The 15,781-nt window shown below is 42.3% G+C and carries 17 protein-coding genes; 10 read left to right on the forward strand and 7 right to left on the reverse strand.

From position 1 onward, the window contains the following. Window positions 1–557: 557 nt before the first annotated feature. On the forward strand, window positions 558–1,478 hold the full coding sequence (rsgA, locus tag ABID99_RS26535; protein ID WP_373615932.1) for a ribosome small subunit-dependent GTPase A: 921 nt from the start codon (window positions 558–560) through the stop codon (window positions 1,476–1,478). Window positions 1,479–1,704: 226 nt separating this feature from the next. Here rsgA and ABID99_RS26540 read toward each other — a convergent pair whose 3' ends face one another. Then, window positions 1,705–2,898 carry a serine hydrolase domain-containing protein gene (locus tag ABID99_RS26540; protein ID WP_373615623.1) on the reverse strand — a complete coding sequence of 398 codons (1,194 nt, stop codon included), beginning with the start codon at window positions 2,896–2,898 and terminating at the stop codon, window positions 1,705–1,707. 133 nt (window positions 2,899–3,031) lie between these two features. Then, window positions 3,032–4,270 (reverse strand): cystathionine gamma-synthase family protein, encoded by a 1,239-nt coding sequence (locus ABID99_RS26545; protein ID WP_373615625.1) that lies wholly within the window; start codon window positions 4,268–4,270, stop codon window positions 3,032–3,034. Between the two features lie 228 nt (window positions 4,271–4,498). Between ABID99_RS26545 and dtd the strand changes: the two genes are divergently transcribed. Together dtd and ABID99_RS26555 are read left to right on the forward strand one after the other, a co-directional pair. Next, window positions 4,499–4,954 carry a D-aminoacyl-tRNA deacylase gene (gene dtd / locus ABID99_RS26550; protein ID WP_090533441.1) on the forward strand — a complete coding sequence of 152 codons (456 nt, stop codon included), beginning with the start codon at window positions 4,499–4,501 and terminating at the stop codon, window positions 4,952–4,954. Between the two features lie 190 nt (window positions 4,955–5,144). Beyond that, the gene (locus tag ABID99_RS26555) at window positions 5,145–5,519 is read left to right on the forward strand and encodes a GxxExxY protein (protein ID WP_091176114.1); all 375 of its coding nucleotides are present in this window, start codon (window positions 5,145–5,147) and stop codon (window positions 5,517–5,519) included. 147 nt (window positions 5,520–5,666) lie between these two features. Here ABID99_RS26555 and ABID99_RS26560 read toward each other — a convergent pair whose 3' ends face one another. Both ABID99_RS26560 and ABID99_RS26565 read right to left on the reverse strand, forming a co-directional pair. Continuing rightward, window positions 5,667–5,936, reverse strand: a complete 270-nt coding sequence (locus ABID99_RS26560) for a hypothetical protein (protein ID WP_090533444.1) — start codon at window positions 5,934–5,936, stop codon at window positions 5,667–5,669. Window positions 5,937–5,942: 6 nt separating this feature from the next. Further along, window positions 5,943–6,518: a sigma-70 family RNA polymerase sigma factor gene (locus tag ABID99_RS26565; RefSeq protein WP_090533446.1), complete on the reverse strand. Its 576-nt coding sequence runs from the start codon at window positions 6,516–6,518 to the stop codon at window positions 5,943–5,945. Between the two features lie 243 nt (window positions 6,519–6,761). On the opposite strand from ABID99_RS26565, the gene ABID99_RS26570 reads away from it, so the two are divergent. The 4 genes from ABID99_RS26570 to ABID99_RS26585 are packed head-to-tail and all read left to right on the forward strand — an operon-like array spanning window position 6,762 to window position 10,539. Further along, the gene (locus tag ABID99_RS26570) at window positions 6,762–7,595 is read left to right on the forward strand and encodes a DUF1223 domain-containing protein (protein WP_373615630.1); all 834 of its coding nucleotides are present in this window, start codon (window positions 6,762–6,764) and stop codon (window positions 7,593–7,595) included. Window positions 7,596–7,624: 29 nt separating this feature from the next. After that, window positions 7,625–8,332 (forward strand): cytochrome b/b6 domain-containing protein, encoded by a 708-nt coding sequence (locus tag ABID99_RS26575; protein ID WP_373615631.1) that lies wholly within the window; start codon window positions 7,625–7,627, stop codon window positions 8,330–8,332. Next, window positions 8,307–9,116: a molybdopterin-dependent oxidoreductase gene (locus ABID99_RS26580; protein ID WP_373615632.1), complete on the forward strand. Its 810-nt coding sequence runs from the start codon at window positions 8,307–8,309 to the stop codon at window positions 9,114–9,116. The genes ABID99_RS26575 and ABID99_RS26580 overlap by 26 nt, the downstream gene beginning before the upstream one ends. Window positions 9,117–9,171: 55 nt before the next feature. Further along, the gene (locus ABID99_RS26585) at window positions 9,172–10,539 is read left to right on the forward strand and encodes an MFS transporter (RefSeq protein ID WP_373615634.1); all 1,368 of its coding nucleotides are present in this window, start codon (window positions 9,172–9,174) and stop codon (window positions 10,537–10,539) included. Between the two features lie 257 nt (window positions 10,540–10,796). Here ABID99_RS26585 and ABID99_RS26590 read toward each other — a convergent pair whose 3' ends face one another. The 3 genes from ABID99_RS26590 to ABID99_RS26600 all read right to left on the reverse strand — a co-directional run bounded on the left by ABID99_RS26590 (window position 10,797) and on the right by ABID99_RS26600 (window position 13,696). Next, the gene (locus ABID99_RS26590) at window positions 10,797–11,681 is read right to left on the reverse strand and encodes a sugar phosphate isomerase/epimerase family protein (RefSeq protein WP_373615636.1); all 885 of its coding nucleotides are present in this window, start codon (window positions 11,679–11,681) and stop codon (window positions 10,797–10,799) included. Between the two features lie 195 nt (window positions 11,682–11,876). Beyond that, window positions 11,877–12,449 (reverse strand): peptide deformylase, encoded by a 573-nt coding sequence (def, locus tag ABID99_RS26595; RefSeq protein WP_373615639.1) that lies wholly within the window; start codon window positions 12,447–12,449, stop codon window positions 11,877–11,879. Window positions 12,450–12,466: 17 nt separating this feature from the next. Then, the gene (locus ABID99_RS26600; RefSeq protein ID WP_373615933.1) at window positions 12,467–13,696 is read right to left on the reverse strand and encodes a M16 family metallopeptidase; all 1,230 of its coding nucleotides are present in this window, start codon (window positions 13,694–13,696) and stop codon (window positions 12,467–12,469) included. A gap of 152 nt (window positions 13,697–13,848) precedes the next feature. Between ABID99_RS26600 and hpt the strand changes: the two genes are divergently transcribed. From hpt to ABID99_RS26615, 3 genes are all read left to right on the forward strand, one after another. Beyond that, window positions 13,849–14,388: a hypoxanthine phosphoribosyltransferase gene (hpt, locus tag ABID99_RS26605; protein WP_354485320.1), complete on the forward strand. Its 540-nt coding sequence runs from the start codon at window positions 13,849–13,851 to the stop codon at window positions 14,386–14,388. Window positions 14,389–14,503: 115 nt separating this feature from the next. Then, complete coding sequence (locus ABID99_RS26610) at window positions 14,504–15,004, forward strand: hypothetical protein (protein ID WP_090533461.1); 501 nt, start codon at window positions 14,504–14,506, stop codon at window positions 15,002–15,004. Between the two features lie 105 nt (window positions 15,005–15,109). Then, a complete protein-coding gene (locus ABID99_RS26615) occupies window positions 15,110–15,640 on the forward strand; it encodes a hypothetical protein (protein ID WP_090533463.1) in 531 nt (176 codons plus the stop codon). Window positions 15,641–15,781 lie beyond the last annotated feature (141 nt).

Here is a 15,781-nt window from a genome sequence, read left to right on the forward strand (position 1 = left end):
GGTGGTAATAATAATTGTAGAAATGGTGTTGTTAATTGTCATATATAATGTCTGTAAAGTAAGTAGATTATTTTCTGATTTGCAAGGTTTTTTTAATAATTTATGATTTTCGTAATAATCGTAAGGCGATTGAGGGGGTGATTGATGGATTTGATAATGAGGGGGATGGGTAAAAGGTTTTATCTGTCATTGCGGATTATTGTAAGCGTACAGGGAAACGACTGCGGATCCTATATGCAGTTAAATATTTTGATTATTTAGCACGAATGCTTGCAGGGCGTCAATAATTTATGCGAATTACGCGAATTATTTCAACCTAATGCTGAGCAAGGGGTATGATTCGATCGAATGACCCTAATTACGGCTCGGAAAGGCAGTTTGTGTAATTCGCTAATTCGAATAAATTCGTGGAGAGATTTTTACCACGAATGCTCAGCATGCCATTCACAATTAACCGAATTACACAAATTATGACGTAGAATAGCAATTCGTGTAATTCGCTCAAATTCGAAAAAATTAGTGTCAAAATTAATTTGCTACTTTTGGAGCTCGATAACATGCAGGGACTAATAACAAAATCAACCGGAAGCTGGTACCAGGTACAAACCCCCGATGGGCAAAAGATAGATTGCCGCATCAAAGGTAAGTTCCGTATAAAAGGTATTACCACAACCAATCCTATTGCCGTTGGCGATGTGGTTGATTTTGAAATGGAGCCCGACAGGGAAGATGGCGTGATCACCAACCTGCATCAACGAAAAAACTACATCATCCGCAAAGCTATTAACCTGAGCAAACAGGCGCAGATCATTGCCGCCAATCTTGACCAGGCTATTTTGGTAGTTACGCTGGCTTCTCCGCGTACTTCCCTGGGTTTCATCGATCGCTTTTTGGTAACTGCCGAGGCTTACGATATCCCTGCAAGATTGGTGTTCAATAAGCTCGATCTGTTTAGCGATGAAGGCCTGGAGGTTTTGGCCGATTATAAAGCTATTTATGAAGATATTGGCTACCCCTGTTTTGAAGTTTCGGCTATTGAAGGTACTAATATCAGCCATGTACAGGATTTGTTGAAGGATAAGGTCACCTTGTTTTCCGGCCACTCGGGCGTTGGAAAATCAAGCCTGATCAATGCGCTGCTGCCCGAGCTGGACCTGCGCACACACATGGTATCCGACTGGAGCGATAAAGGCATGCACACCACCACCTTTGCCGAAATGTTTGAGCTGCCGCAGGGTGGTTTTATTATTGATACCCCCGGCATCCGCGAACTGGGCGTTATCGACATAGAAAAACAAGAGCTTGGTCATTTCTTCCCCGAAATGCGCGAACGGATGAACCAATGCCGTTTTAACAATTGCCGCCACATCAATGAACCCGGCTGCGCCGTACTCGAAGCTTTGGAAGAAGGCGAGATAACCCTATCACGCTATGAAAGCTATCTGAGCATTTATCATGGTAATGATACAAGAGCTTAGGGAGAGAAGCAAGACAGCAAGAATAAAGAGTCAGGAGGAAAGAGCCAGGACTGTTAGAATCAGGAAACAAGAAAAACAAGCATAAAATATGTCATTGCGAGGAGCCCAACGGGAATAAGCCGGGGCGCGACGCGGCAATCGCATGCTATACAGGGCGGCTATGTTTCCGTGCGATTGCTTCGTGCAATGACATGGTTTATCAATGTTAAGACTGCACCTCGTCGGCCTATTTCCCCGCCGCTTCCTTCACCAGCACATCAACAATAGCCTGTTTATTGGGCAAATATTTATTAGTCAAAAACAAACCACCTTTACCTGTCGAGGAGTTAAAGAACAAATAAGTACCAACACCCGGGTCATCACCGTCATGACCGATGGTGCCGTTGGTATATAAATTCCAGAAGATGCCTTTGTTGCGGTAGGTTAAGTTGATGTTTTTAGGCGGATGTTCCTTACTGAACTGCGGAGTGAACATAGCCTGGTATGATGCCTCGGTAAGCAGTTTTTTGTCATGCCTGGCGATGGCCATTAAATATTTGCTCAAATCTTCGGGCGAAGTTTTGAGGCCACCATCAGGGTAGGTAACCAGGTCATATAACGGGAACCGGTTCTTTAGATCGAGATATAAATAGGCATGTTTCTTTAAATCTATATCTGAAACATGCCAGCCTGAATGATCCATTTTTAGGGGCTTCAGGATATACTTTTGGGTAAACTGTGCATAAGAAAGGCCCGATTTAAGTTCAATCAGATATGCCGCCAGTGCCGAGCCGATGTTAGAATATGAGGAAACGCTTCCTGCCGGACCTTCCCCGAAATTGGCCTTGCTGTAGTATTCTCCCTGTGGGGATAAATAGTTGTAAAAGAACTGGGCTAAAGTTGTATCCTTTAATTTATCACCAAACCCCATTTGGTTAAGGGTTTTAATCGAAACACTGTCATAGGCCCTTAGTTTAGGATAAAAATGATAGCAGTAATGATATACATCAGGGTTATCAACAATCCCTGATGTATGGTTGGTTAACTGCCTGATGGTTATTTTTCCGTTTGGGTCATTAGGATTGGTTACCTTAAAAGGTAGCACATCGTTGATATCTGTTTCCAGCGTAAAATACTTTAATTCGATAGCTTTCATCAACGCTACGGCAATAACAGTTTTACTCACCGAGCCAATGTTTTGAATTGTATTAGCTAAATAGGGTACTTGGTTGGCTTCATCTGCATAGCCAAAACTATGGGAGTAGCTAACTTTATTACCATCGGTCATGATCACATACATGCCGGGCAGGCTTTCCTTCGTAAATGCCTGTTGCAGTTTGATAGTAAGTGAATCGGCATTAACCTGTGCGTTGAGGGCGCTACATACAAGCACAAAAGATAGACCGAAAAGGACTGTTTTTAAGGTTTGGGTTATTTTCATATATCTATATTACAACAAAGAGAGCATTAACCCCTATTTGTTGGTTAAAGTTTTTTACGTCCCGACATTGTACCTTCCGGTAGATAATCTTATTCAATAAAAAAGGCCTTGTGATATTCACAAGGCCCGATATTTATTCGCCTAAAGCGGTTTTGAAATCTTCAAGTAGATCGTCAAGGTCTTCAATACCTACCGACAGGCGGATCATGCTTTCAGGAATCCCCATTTCGGCACGGCGTTCAGCGCCGAGCTCAAAGAAAATGGTTTGCGCAACCGGGATAGCCAGGGTACGTGTATCACCAAGGTTGCTTGATTTTACAACCAGTTTCAGTTTATTTAAAAATGCCAGGCAGTCGATACTTTCATCAAGTTCGATGCTCATCAAGCCGCCATAGCGTGCAAATAACTCGCCGGCCAATGCGTGCTGTGGGTGCGATTCAACGCCCGGATAAAATACTTTTTTAACTTTTGGGTGATTATCGAAATATTTAGCCAGTGCCAAAGCGTTGCTGCAGGCGCGGTCAAGGCGCAGGGCCAGGGTTTCGGCACCAACAGATATTGTGTGCGCGGCCTCGGGTGATAAAGTGCCGCCGGCGTCACGTAAGCCTTTCTTACGGATCTGGGTCATGCCCAGGTTCTCGGGTTTTACCACTGCTTTAAATCCGGGGAAAATGTTTGGATAGTTTGCCCAATCAAACAAGCCGGTATTCGTAACCGCGCCACCGAGGGCGTTGCCATGACCGCCAATGTATTTGGTAAGCGAGTTGATCACCAAACTGGCTTTAACATTAACCGGGTTAAACAGGTATGGTGAGGTCATGGTGTTATCAACCACGTACATAATGCCTTTTTCTTCGCACAGATCGCCAATGTTTTTAAGGTCGGCAATTTGCGTGGCAGGATTGGCAATAGTTTCAACAAACACCATGCGGGTATTTGCTTTTACCGCCGCGCGTACATTATCAACCGAGGTAGCATCAACAAAATCAATACTGATACCCATATCAATAAAGGTTTGGAAAATACTGCGGCTGTTCCCAAACAGGAACGAGCTGGCTACGATATGGTCAGTGCCTTTAATAAGGGCCATCACCGTTGCCGAAATTGCCGCCATACCGGTTGAGAAAGCGATACTTGATACCCCATGTTCCATTTGAGTTACCTTTTGCTCCAGAGCGGTAACAGTAGGGTTACCCTGGCGTGAATAAGCGTAACCACTTTTTTTATTTTGGAAAATATCAACCAGGTCCTGCACATCCTCGTGCCCGTAGGTTACAGAGGTGTGGATGGGTTTATGTAACGAACCATGCTCGGGTTTACCAAGCCGGTCGGCATGTAATATGGTGGTAGTGAAGCCTTTTTTTGTACTCATTTTAAATCCTATTAATTAGATATACATAATAGCGGTTGCGAACTTAATTAATTACGCACTAATTACACGAATGGAATTGACACTAATTGTACTAATGATAACGAATTGACACTGATGCTTTATGATAACTTGAATTTTATCGAATTATGCGAATTACTTTATATAAGGCAGATGATTAGTGAAATTCGCCTAAATTGTGGCCGATATAAAGAATTGGTGTAAAAATATATGAGAGCTGTACTACAACGCGTTACCCAGGCAAGATGTACTGTTGACGGGAATATTACCGGCGAAATAGCCGCCGGCTTTTTGGTTTTATTAGGAGTGGAAGATGCCGACGCTACCGAAGACCTGCAATGGCTGGCCAATAAGATAGTCGGCATGCGTGTTTTTGGAGATGAGAACGGCCTCATGAACAAAGCCCTTGCAGATATTGACGGGAATATATTACTGATTTCCCAGTTTACTTTATTTGCTCAAACTAAAAAGGGAAACCGTCCGTCGTTTTTAAGGGCTGCTAAACCTGACAAGGCTATCCCGATGTATGAGCAAATGGTACAAACGCTTGAAACCTTGACAGGCAAAAAGATAGCAACCGGTATTTTTGGTGCTGATATGAAGATCAGCCTGTTAAATGATGGCCCGGTAACTATTATAATGGATACGAAGGATAGGGAGTTTTAACACGAATATTTTGCGTGTCGATTACAATTAGATCGAATTACACGAATCCATGTTTGACACGAATCCTTGCTCTCTGAAGAGAATTATTTTGAATTACACGAATTGTTTTTTATCGACTCCTCGCGAGAGTTAATTAAATTATTGATGAAATTAAAATCATTCTATATTTTGGTCACCAATTCTGTTAACCGTGGTTGAAATCTTATTTAAGGAAGAATCTTACAAAATTATCGGGGCATGTTTTGAGGTTCATAACATATTGGGGCACGGATTTAAAGAAGCAGTTTATAAGGATGCCCTCGAGTTTGAGTTTGCCAGGTTAAATATCCCATTTGTACGAGAAAGACCATTTACCATTACATATAAAGAACAAAAGCTCAAGCATTTCTTTGTTGCTGACTTTGTAGTTTATGACGGTATCATTCTCGAAGTAAAAATAGGCAATTACATCGGCGACCCATATATCAAACAAACGCTTAACTACTTAAAAGCCTCTGGCCTCAAATTAGGCCTTGTAATAAATTTCGGAAAACCTTCAATTGAATATCAACGAGTTGTTTTCTAAAAAAGGATCCGGCTATCTAATCACCCACGCCAATTCGTATAATTCGATCCTATTATCTACGCCAAGCAAAGATTCGTGTCAAACATGGATTCGTGTAATTCGCTCAAATTTTAGTCATAATGCAAATCCATTCGTGATAAAATCTTATTACGCCAAGCCCTCTTCAATCCTTGCCTGCAAATCTGCTTTAAAAGCATCATCAAGTTTCAGCTCATTTTTTAGCGAATCATGAAATAGCTGCTGCACCATATCATTGATAGCGCGGCTTTGTTTATTGTATAATACACACACGCCGCAACCGGCCAGGTGAATGCGCAGTTCCATTTCCTCGCGGAAGGTAAGTCGTTTAAGCTGCTTTTTTTCAATGAGAAAAGTGGCTTGTTTACAGTTATATATAATTTTTTTTAAATAGCTCATTTCAGTTTAATTCCAGTTTTTTTGAAGGCATGCCCTCAGGTTAACTTTTGCCCGGTGAATGATAACCCAGAAGTTGGCCTGGCTAACATGCAGTTCGGTACAAATGTTTTCGGTAGCCGCATCGTCTATGTGTTTCATGGTAAATACCGCGTTCCACAGGGCAGGTAATTTTTGAAGGCATTTTTGCAGGATGCCGTTCAATTCTTTTTTTAACAAAGGGTCCTGATCATCCATTGCCGCGATGGGCTGAGGAGCATATTCAGCTTTCCAGTGCCCATTGTCTTCCTCAAAAAAATCATCTTGCTCCTGAGCTGCTTTATTAGCCGAAGCTATAGCTAAACCAGATGACTTTTTGCGGTATACATCAATAATTTTATTTTTAAGGATAGCGGTAAGCCACGTTCGTTCGGTGCTTTTGCCCTCAAACCGGTCCACTTTTTCAAGGGCTGCCAAAAAAGTTTCCTGTACCAGGTCTTTGGCCGTGTCCTCATCGTTGATGCGCACAATGGCGTACATATACAGGTAATCGGCATAGGCGGCAACCCATTTATGTGGGTTTAATACATTAGTTTCGGTTAACATGAAATGCGGTAATGCTAATACAATTACAGGCTTAGTCGGGCGCTGGGCTTAATCCTTACAAAATAAGTTCAAATTTATTTTAATCCAAGACCTTCCTGATGATTACTAAGTTACGCTACATGCCTTGATTTGAGCTTATTATGCCGATATTTATACCAGTAAAAAAAGTTAGAAATTATTGTAAGGTTATCCCCATAAACCCGACAAAGCAGTAAAAAACGTATATCATTTAATCTAAGTGAAATGAGAAAGATCAGAATACTTGCGTTTGTGCCGTTTGTTATAGGTGCAGTAATCGTTTCTGTCGCATTTATAAATTGCAAAAGCGGGGCTAAAACCAGCCACAGCGATAATTTAAAGTTTGATGGTAAAGGTTTTGCCCTTGTTGAACTGTTTACTTCCGAAGGCTGTTCAAGCTGCCCGCCTGCCGACGAACTGGTTGCCAAAGTTCAAAAAGAGGTTGGCGATAAGCCCGTTTATATTTTAGCCTACCATGTTGATTACTGGAACCGTCTTGGCTGGAAAGACGTTTTCAGTAGTGCCGATTATTCAAAACGGCAAAATGAATATGCGCACTGGTTAAACTTGTCGCAGGTTTACACGCCGCAAATTGTGGTTAATGGTAAAACCGAGTTTGTAGGCTCGCAGGAGGAGCGTTTACGCAGTGCTATTAAAAGCGGTTTGCAAGGGAGCGACAGTGTTCAATTGAACTTAAGTGTTACTCTTAGTGCAAATAATACAGCTTCGGTACAATACAAAGTTGAAGGCAATACCGGGAGCGCACCTAATGTGATATCATTGGCATTGGTTCAAAAACAGGCTATTGTAAAAGTTGAGCGTGGTGAAAACGGCGGCCGAACATTGGCCCACGCTCAAATTGTCCGAAACCTGCAAACCATGCCTTTAAACAAAAACAATGGCAGCGCAACTATTGCTTTACCTGCCGGGGTTGAGGCCCGGGGATGGGAAGTAATAGGTTTTGTGCAAAATACAAGCAACGGTGCTGTTTTGGCAGCATCGAAAAGCCTGTTCAAAGTATCGGCGGATGTTGGGCAACAAGATAAAAACTTACAATAGTTGTGTTGAATAGCATTAAGAGCATTTAGATGAAAGTAATTAAAGAAAAACACACCCTGTTAATGCGTTGGACGCATTGGGTAAACTTCCCTATCCTCACCATCATGATCTGGAGTGGCTTACTCATTTACTGGGCAAATGATACTTACACGTTCACGCTCTTCGGTGTTACTTTTATTCACTTTTTTCCGCAGGGCTTTTATGATGCGCTGCACATTCCCCGGCGGCTGGCCGAGGGTATGGCTTTCCATTTTTTGTTCATGTGGTTTTTCGCACTTAATGGCTTTTTGTATGTGTCATATACCATTATATCGGGCCAGTGGCGCGAGCTTGTGCCAAACCGATATTCGTTTAAAGAGGCCTGGCTGGTGATTTTGCACGACCTGCATATCCGCAAAATGGCCCCCCCTCAAAATAAATACAACGCGGCCCAGCGTATTGCCTATACGGCTATTATTGTTATGGGCTTTGGCTCGCTGATAACCGGGTTGGCTATTTACAAACCGGTACAGCTTAATTATTTAGTCTGGCTCTGCGGCGGGTACCACCTGGCCCGCATCTGGCATTTTGTGCTCACCATTGGTTATGTGCTGTTTTTCCTGGTGCATGTTGTACAGGTTGTACTTGCCGGCTGGAATAATTTCAGGTCGGTTATTTCGGGGTTTGAGGTGATAGATGAAAAACCACAACCCGCTATTCAAATTCAAAACGATGAAACTAACGAAAAAGCTGAATAAAGTTTTCAGTAAAAATAAAGGCCCGAAAAAGGAGCTTACAGTTGAGCAGAAGATCAGCCGGCGCAATTTTATCTCCTTCGGCAGTTTCCTGGTATTGGGCGGTGCCGCATATGGCGGCTGGCGCTGGCTTTATACTTCGCCCAATGAGGTGCCGGGCATTACAGGAGATGCCCACAAGCCATTACGTGCGGTGCTTAATGCCAACGAAAAGGTGGTTCGCCAGCTATACAGCAATAAAAACCTGGTAAAAACCTATCCAAAGGAAATGGCGGCGAAGGTGGTGCGCCACAACAGTGATATAGGCTCGGATGGTTTGATTGATGTAGACAACTGGAAACTGTCGGTCAAAAAGCAGAACGGTGAGCTATTGAATATCGGTATCGATGAAATAAAGAAACTTCCTAAAACCGAGATCATTTATGATTTTAAGTGCGTAGAAGGCTGGGACCAGATTTCGCACTGGGGCGGCGTAAAATTCAGCGATTTTATAGCTCATTTTAAGCTTGATGCCGAAGCCCGGTTTGAGTATGTAGGCATGGAAACGCCCGACAGGGAATATTACGTGGGCGTTGACATGCCAAGCGCTATGCATCCGCAAACCCTGCTGGCCTATGAGGTTAACGAAAAACCCTTACCTCCAAAGCATGGCGCACCGCTAAGGCTCATTATCCCTGTAAAATATGGCATCAAAAACCTGAAGCGGATAGGCATCATAACGTTCAGCAATAGCCGTCCCCGCGATTACTGGGCTGAGCAGGGGTATGATTATTACGCCGGGTTGTAAAACAACCGGTTAAACCTCCATTATATATTGATGTAATATTTGCATATTGCATTAAATGCCGGCCAATAAACTACCACTTTCCAAACAGCTTGCTTATGCCTGCGGAATGATAGGGTGGAGCATTATGACCAATATTATCATTGTGATGCTGCCTTACTTTTACCTGCCGCCAAACAATGCCGGGCTTACTACGCTGGTACCTCAATTGTTGCTTTTTGGCCTGTTCAATATCATGTCTGTGATTACAGCTTCCGGGCGGTTGGTGGATGCTTTTTTTGATCCTTTTATTGCCTCGCTAAGTGATAAAAGCGAAAACCGTCGTGGGCGGCGCATTCCTTTTATGCAATGGGCTGTTTTACCTGCAGCTTTATTTTGCGGATTAACCTTTTACCCCATGGTAAAGGGCGAAAGTATCCATAACGCTTACTGGCTTACCTTTACGCTTATTTGCTTTTTTATGGGTGCTACGGCCTATATTATCCCGTACAACGCCCTGCTGCCGGAGCTTACCCGTACGGGCAGCGAAAGGGTTAAACTATCATCATTACAACAGGTGGGTTTTGTGATAGGGATTATCCTATCGGCCATGGTCAATAACTTTGCCGACTGGGTACAACGCTTTGCCGGTACCCTCAATCGCGATACCGCCGTACAGTACACCATTTGGGGGCTGGCCATATTTGCCGGGCTGGTGATGCTCGTGCCTGTATTCACCATTGACGAAAAACGGTATTCAAACGGTCACCCATCGCACTTGCCGCTATTGCCTGCTATTCAAAAAACCTTTGAAAACCGGAATTTCAAATATTACCTAATATCCGATTTTTCGTACTATATGGCATTAAGCATCATATCAAGCGGCTTACTGTTTTTTTTAAAATCGTTGTTAAATCTGCCCGAATCTATGGGCGGAGAACTTATGGCTACGATGGTATTGGTATCACTGCTGTTTTATCCGCTGGTTAATTACCTGTCGCAAAAGATTGGCAAAAAACCTATCGTGCTTTTTTCGTTCGGGTTACTGAGTTTAATTTTTGTAGCGATATTTTTCCTGGGCAAACTTCCATTTACACCGCAGGTGCAAATCTATACGCTGGTTATCAGTGCGTCGTTTCCGCTGGCCTCGCTGGGTATTTTACCCAATGCTATACTTGCCGAAATAGCACAGAACGAGGCTAAACGTACCGGTGAGAACCGGGAAGGAATGTTCTTTGCGGTTAAATACCTGTTTGTAAAACTGGGCCAAACACTGGGTATTGCATTGTTCGCGTTTTTAACCATTTATGGAAAAGACCCAGGCAACGATTATGGACTGCGCCTGAACGGCATTTGCGGTTGTGTGCTTTGTTTGCTGGCTTTTGTTTTCTTTAACCGGTTCAGGGAGCGCAGGAACAGGGGCAAAAAGAGAACCTCCCATCATTGAGCTTCAAGTCCCGCCGGGCCTTTAAAGGCAGGTAACATGTTGCTGTGGGGCCTGAATCGGCTGTTTATCGGTTTGCGCTTCAGCAACACAGGCAAAAAGAAGAGAAGCCATCAAAATGACTATGACGTATTTGATTATGATTGCGCTCATTTTCCTTTGCCGTTAAATGTGTTATAAAACAATTGCCCTTGTAGAATAAAAAAAGCCTGCCATTTGTTTTAAATGCAGGCCTTCAGGATATCAGTGTAAAAGCAATATTACACCAGGTTCTTTTTAATATAGCTGATACTTTGTGCAATGCTCACAAACGGATCGCCCGGGCAAACATCCTGCTCAACAAAGAAATATTTGAGGCCCGATTTTTTAGCCTGGGTAAAGATCTTTTTAAAGTCGATAACCCCGTTTCCAACTTCAGTAAATTTCTTTTCAGGGGTTTTGTCCATATCCTTAACATGCCACAGCGGGAAACGGCCCGGGTGCTTATCAATAAGGGCGATTGGATTCTGGTTTGCTTTATTAACCCAATACAGGTCCATTTCCATTTTTACAAGGTCTTTATCGGTGTTCTCCAAAAGGATCTCATATGGGTATTTACCGTTTTCCTGTATAAATTCAAAGTCGTGGTTGTGATAGCAAAGCTGGATACCCGCGCCTTTACAGGTTTCGCCGGCTATATCAAGCATGTTGGCCACGTTTTTATAATGGTCAAGATTGCCACGCTCAGATTGTGAAAGATATGCACAAACCATGTATTGCACACCAGCTTCGGCAGCGTCATCAACGGCTTTTTTCCAGTCGTTCATGATGGTTCCTTTTTGTTGTTCGCCGTTAACCAGCTCCTCGCCTAAACGGTAATGCGCGCTCGGCATGATGAGGCCGTTTTGTTTTAAAACATTTGCAAAATCGCCAGGGCGCATGCCATAAAACAATTCGGTACCAGTATAAGTTGCACCTTCAACAGATGTGAAACCTGTTTTGGCAACCTTTGCCAATGCAGCAACAGGGTCGGCAGCCATAGCATCACGCACAGTATATAATTGTAAGCCTATATATTTTTTATCATATGCAAACAAATTAGGAGCTGCCAACAGGCCTGCTGAAAGTAGCGCCGAAGTTTTTAGAAAAGATCGTCTGGTAGTCATTGGTTTATGATTTTTATGATTGGTTGTGTAAATATAACGCATTAAAAATGCCAAAACAAAGACCGAAATTACGCCGATTGGTTTAATGCAGAGGTATAGTATTGTAATTTTTACAGGTTTAGCTGAATATTTATAAAAATATACAAAAAGAAAAAGCCGCTGTGTGGCGGCTCTTCATATGCTTTGGGTAAAGTATTATCTTCCTTTTTTAATGTTGGGAAACTTCATTTTATAATCCACATCAACCATGCCTTTTGATATATCGTTAAGCTTTTTTTCGATAAGCCGTTTACGTAACGGGCTTAGCTTATCGGTAAACAATTTGCCTTCAATGTGATCGTATTCGTGCTGGATAACGCGCGCGGCCATGCCTTTAAACGTTTCTTCATGATGTTTCCAGTTCTCGTCATAGTATGACATGCGTACAACCGGCTTGCGGTATACATCCTCACGAATATCCGGAATGCTCAGGCAGCCTTCGTTAAAGCCCCATTCCTCACCGGTTTCTTCCAGTATGGTAGCGTTGATGAACGCTTTTTTGAAATCCTTTAGCTCCGGTTCGTCATCATCAAAGGGGGTGGCATCCACTACAAATAAACGCATTGACATGCCTACCTGCGGCGCTGCCAGTCCAACGCCACGGGCCGCATACATGGTTTCAAACATATTGTCAACCAGTTCTTTTATATGCGGATACTCGTCGGGCTCAATGGCTGTTGCTTTCTTTCTTAAAACAGGATCACCGTAGGCAATGATAGGATACTTCATCTTGCAAAAATAAAGGATTATTGCTTAGGCTCAAATAGCAAAGTGATCAGGCGGTCATTATCAAAAATTTCATTGCTGATCTCCAGCAATTGCTCGGCACTTACCTGGTTAATTTTAGCAAAGATCTCTTCGAGGGTGTCAACACGGTTAAAATCAATCATGCTTTTGGCCATGGCAATAATGAGGCTCATGCGGTTTTCTTCTGCTAATGCTATTTGTCCGATAAACTTTTGCCGGGCCTGGTGCAATTGCAAACTGCCCAGCTTTTGTTCACGCAGTTTTTTCAGCTCCTTATGAATCAGTTTTGAGGCTTTGTTTGCTTTTTCGGTATCCGTACCAAAATAAATAGAAAAGATGCCGGTATCGGTTAAGGGGGTGTAATTTGATTCGACAGTATAGGCTATACCATGTTTTTCCCTGATCTCGAGGTTGAGCCGGCTGCTCATGCCCACCCCGCCCAGCAGGTTGTTAAGCAATAATAAGCCCCATTTATGCTCATGCGATGATGAATAAGCCTGTGTGCCTATAATGCAGTGCGTTTGTGAGATAGGTTTGTTAACGATATGGATACTACCCGTACTTTGTACTGGCTTTACCCGATTTTTTTGAAGCTCATTTAAAGGAACATGGCCGAAATACTTTTCAGACATAGCCACCAGTTTCCTGAACTCATAATTGCCGTGTACGGCGAAGATCATTTCGGTTGTATTATAGTTTGCCGCTATAAACCCCCGGATGTCGTCCCCGTTAAGCCTGCCAACAGTTTCGGGCGTCCCTAAAATGTTTTGCCCCATGGGGTGTTCCTTAAACAGCAGCTCTTCAAAGTCATCCTGTATGGCTTCTTCCGGCTGGTCAAGATAGGAAGCTATTTCATCTAAAATAACACCGCGCTCTTTCTCCTGTTCATCATCGGGGAACGTGGAATGAAATAATATATCCTCAAAAAGATCCATAGTGCGGTCAAGGTGCTGGTTAAGCAACGATGCGTGGATGCAGGTATATTCTTTAGTGGTATAAGCGTTAAGATCGGCGCCAACAAGCTCAAGCCTGTTGAGGATCTGATTGGTGTTACGGCGTTCGGTTTCTTTAAACAGCAGGTGCTCAATAAAATGGGCAAGGCCTTCCTGTCCCGGAGCTTCATCGCGCGATCCCGCGTTTACAATAAAGCAACAATGTGTAATTGCCGATGGCCAGTGCTTATACAGTATGCGGATACCATTAGGTAAAGTATAAAGTTGATAGTCAATCATTCGGCTGCAAAGATAAGCTTATATGTCACAATTATTTTTCACGCTATTGTAAGTGATTAATAGTATTTTAGGCGCTTAAAATCCAATTTCGCCGGGATTAATGTAAACGGCGGAATTATACTGCCTTTAAAAAACACAAACTAAACCCAATGACAAAACAAATAGCCGATCTGGAATTTGAGATACTACTAACTGCCGATAAGATTGAAGAACGTATTAAAGCCATTGGCATACAATTAAATGAAGATTATAATAATAGCATACCCGTTTTTATAGGGGTACTCAGCGGCAGCTTTCTTTTTACAGCCGACCTGATCAAACAAGTGAGCATTCCATGCGAAATTAACTTCACCAAATTAGCATCATACTATGGTGGCACCTCCAGTAAGCTAAAAATACGGGAAGATATTGATTTAACGGTTGATATTAAGGGACGCGATGTAGTTATTATTGAAGATATTGTTGATACGGGCAATACAGCTCACTATCTAATCCAGAAACTGAAGGAAAGAGAGCCCGCCTCATTAAGGTTATGCTCATTATTATTAAAGCCGGCCGCTCTTCAAAAAAAAATAGAGGAGCTTAAGTATGTAGGCTTTGAAATAGGAAACGAATTTGTAGTAGGTTATGGCCTTGATTACAAGGAAATGGGGCGTAATTTAAAAGATATTTATAAAAAAGTAGGATAAGAATAAACAGATCTTAACAGAAAATGTAGCGGTTGCTATTGAGGGATAGTACATTACGGGTAATTTTTTTAACAACTGATTAAAACAATAGCTCCCTTGTTTCGTTTTAGGGTTTATGAAATATACATCTTTACTTTTATCAGGCTGCATAGCAGCATCGTTTTTGTTTTCTTCATGTGATAAAAAAGGGCCGGCTACTTCAACTGTTGCTATTACCATAACTGATGGCCAGACCGGCGCTGCATCGGCAGGTGCAACAGTAAAACTGTATGATGATGTAAATAAACCCAATACCGGGGAAGCGCCCTCATACACACTTACTACGGATGCGTCAGGAAAAGCGACTGCAGTAGTTGCCTATATAGGAGAGTATTACATTGTTGCTGAAAAAGGAACCCAAAAAAGCTATTACAATGGACTGATTCCGATAGGTATTTTTAAAACCCAGGCCGATATTGACAGCAGCCCTAAACAAACACCTGCAGCGATAATTGGCTCAGTGAAATTTAAAGATACCAATAACGATGGCGTTATCAACGACTCAGACAAAGCAAAAGCACCGAATTTGTTTTTACAAGAAGGACAAACGCTTAATTACAGCTTAGCGGTTTATTAATTTACAGAGAGACTCATTTTATAGTAAAGCTACCGGTGAAAATCGGTAGCTTTACTGTTTAATAGAAAGGGCTGTTTTTTTTAAGCAATCAGCATTTCTCAATTAATGAAAAGAATATTTATCAGTCTGGTTGCTATCCTGCTTTTAATAGTTGTTGTTATGTCATTAACTGGCTATAACCTCGCTATTCCGGTGTCGCAGATTAATAATAATAGGCTCAATCCCTTATTGCCTAAAGTAAAGCCGGGCGAAAGGTTACAGCTCTTTTCAAATTGTGATTTTTCAAAAGACGATTGGACTGCCTATATAGTAATTGCGCCCGAAGATTTTGACGGTCTTAATCCTCTTATGAGAAAAAGGATTTGCTGGAAAACAAATAGCAGAACCCTACTGGCTCAAATGAAAAAAAACTGGGTTTTTAAATATCGTGAAAATGATGATATGGCTACAGTAAACAGTTCTTTTTACCTTATACGGGATGGGCATATGGTTTTTGAATCGGGAATAGTACTGGATAAAAATAACCAGGGCTTACAGAACTTAAATTACGGTTGGATGCAGCCGGTGGACGGTACCGCTTTTGTAAATGTTTGCAGAGGCTTTGAGAAAATATACTGGCCCGTCGTGCTTTTTTAATTGGATATAATCGATCACGTATAACATTTGCCTATTTTGCATATCATGCTCGTAACCATAAAAGGATATTACGAAAAGGGTGTATCGTTATAAGCGAAGATGCACCTGTGCAATCATTATTTTCCTTTGCATACCTGTTGT

Origin of the sequence: Mucilaginibacter sp. OAE612 (genome assembly GCF_041806395.1) — a bacterium.
GTDB classification, from domain to species: domain Bacteria; phylum Bacteroidota; class Bacteroidia; order Sphingobacteriales; family Sphingobacteriaceae; genus Mucilaginibacter; species Mucilaginibacter rubeus.

Coding starts and splice junctions, on each gene's coding strand:
- ABID99_RS26615 (WP_090533463.1), top strand. CDS start 15,110: ATGAAAAGAATATTTATCAGTCTGGTTGCTATCCTGCTTTTAATAGTT.
- ABID99_RS26570 (WP_373615630.1), top strand. CDS start 6,762: ATGAGAAAGATCAGAATACTTGCGTTTGTGCCGTTTGTTATAGGTGCA.
- hpt (WP_354485320.1), top strand. CDS start 13,849: ATGACAAAACAAATAGCCGATCTGGAATTTGAGATACTACTAACTGCC.
- ABID99_RS26610 (WP_090533461.1), top strand. CDS start 14,504: ATGAAATATACATCTTTACTTTTATCAGGCTGCATAGCAGCATCGTTT.
- ABID99_RS26575 (WP_373615631.1), top strand. CDS start 7,625: ATGAAAGTAATTAAAGAAAAACACACCCTGTTAATGCGTTGGACGCAT.
- rsgA (WP_373615932.1), top strand. CDS start 558: ATGCAGGGACTAATAACAAAATCAACCGGAAGCTGGTACCAGGTACAA.
- dtd (WP_090533441.1), top strand. CDS start 4,499: ATGAGAGCTGTACTACAACGCGTTACCCAGGCAAGATGTACTGTTGAC.
- def (WP_373615639.1), bottom strand. CDS start 12,449: ATGAAGTATCCTATCATTGCCTACGGTGATCCTGTTTTAAGAAAGAAA.
- ABID99_RS26590 (WP_373615636.1), bottom strand. CDS start 11,681: ATGACTACCAGACGATCTTTTCTAAAAACTTCGGCGCTACTTTCAGCA.
- ABID99_RS26565 (WP_090533446.1), bottom strand. CDS start 6,518: ATGTTAACCGAAACTAATGTATTAAACCCACATAAATGGGTTGCCGCC.
- ABID99_RS26540 (WP_373615623.1), bottom strand. CDS start 2,898: ATGAAAATAACCCAAACCTTAAAAACAGTCCTTTTCGGTCTATCTTTT.
- ABID99_RS26560 (WP_090533444.1), bottom strand. CDS start 5,936: ATGAGCTATTTAAAAAAAATTATATATAACTGTAAACAAGCCACTTTT.
- ABID99_RS26585 (WP_373615634.1), top strand. CDS start 9,172: ATGCCGGCCAATAAACTACCACTTTCCAAACAGCTTGCTTATGCCTGC.
- ABID99_RS26545 (WP_373615625.1), bottom strand. CDS start 4,270: ATGAGTACAAAAAAAGGCTTCACTACCACCATATTACATGCCGACCGG.
- ABID99_RS26580 (WP_373615632.1), top strand. CDS start 8,307: ATGAAACTAACGAAAAAGCTGAATAAAGTTTTCAGTAAAAATAAAGGC.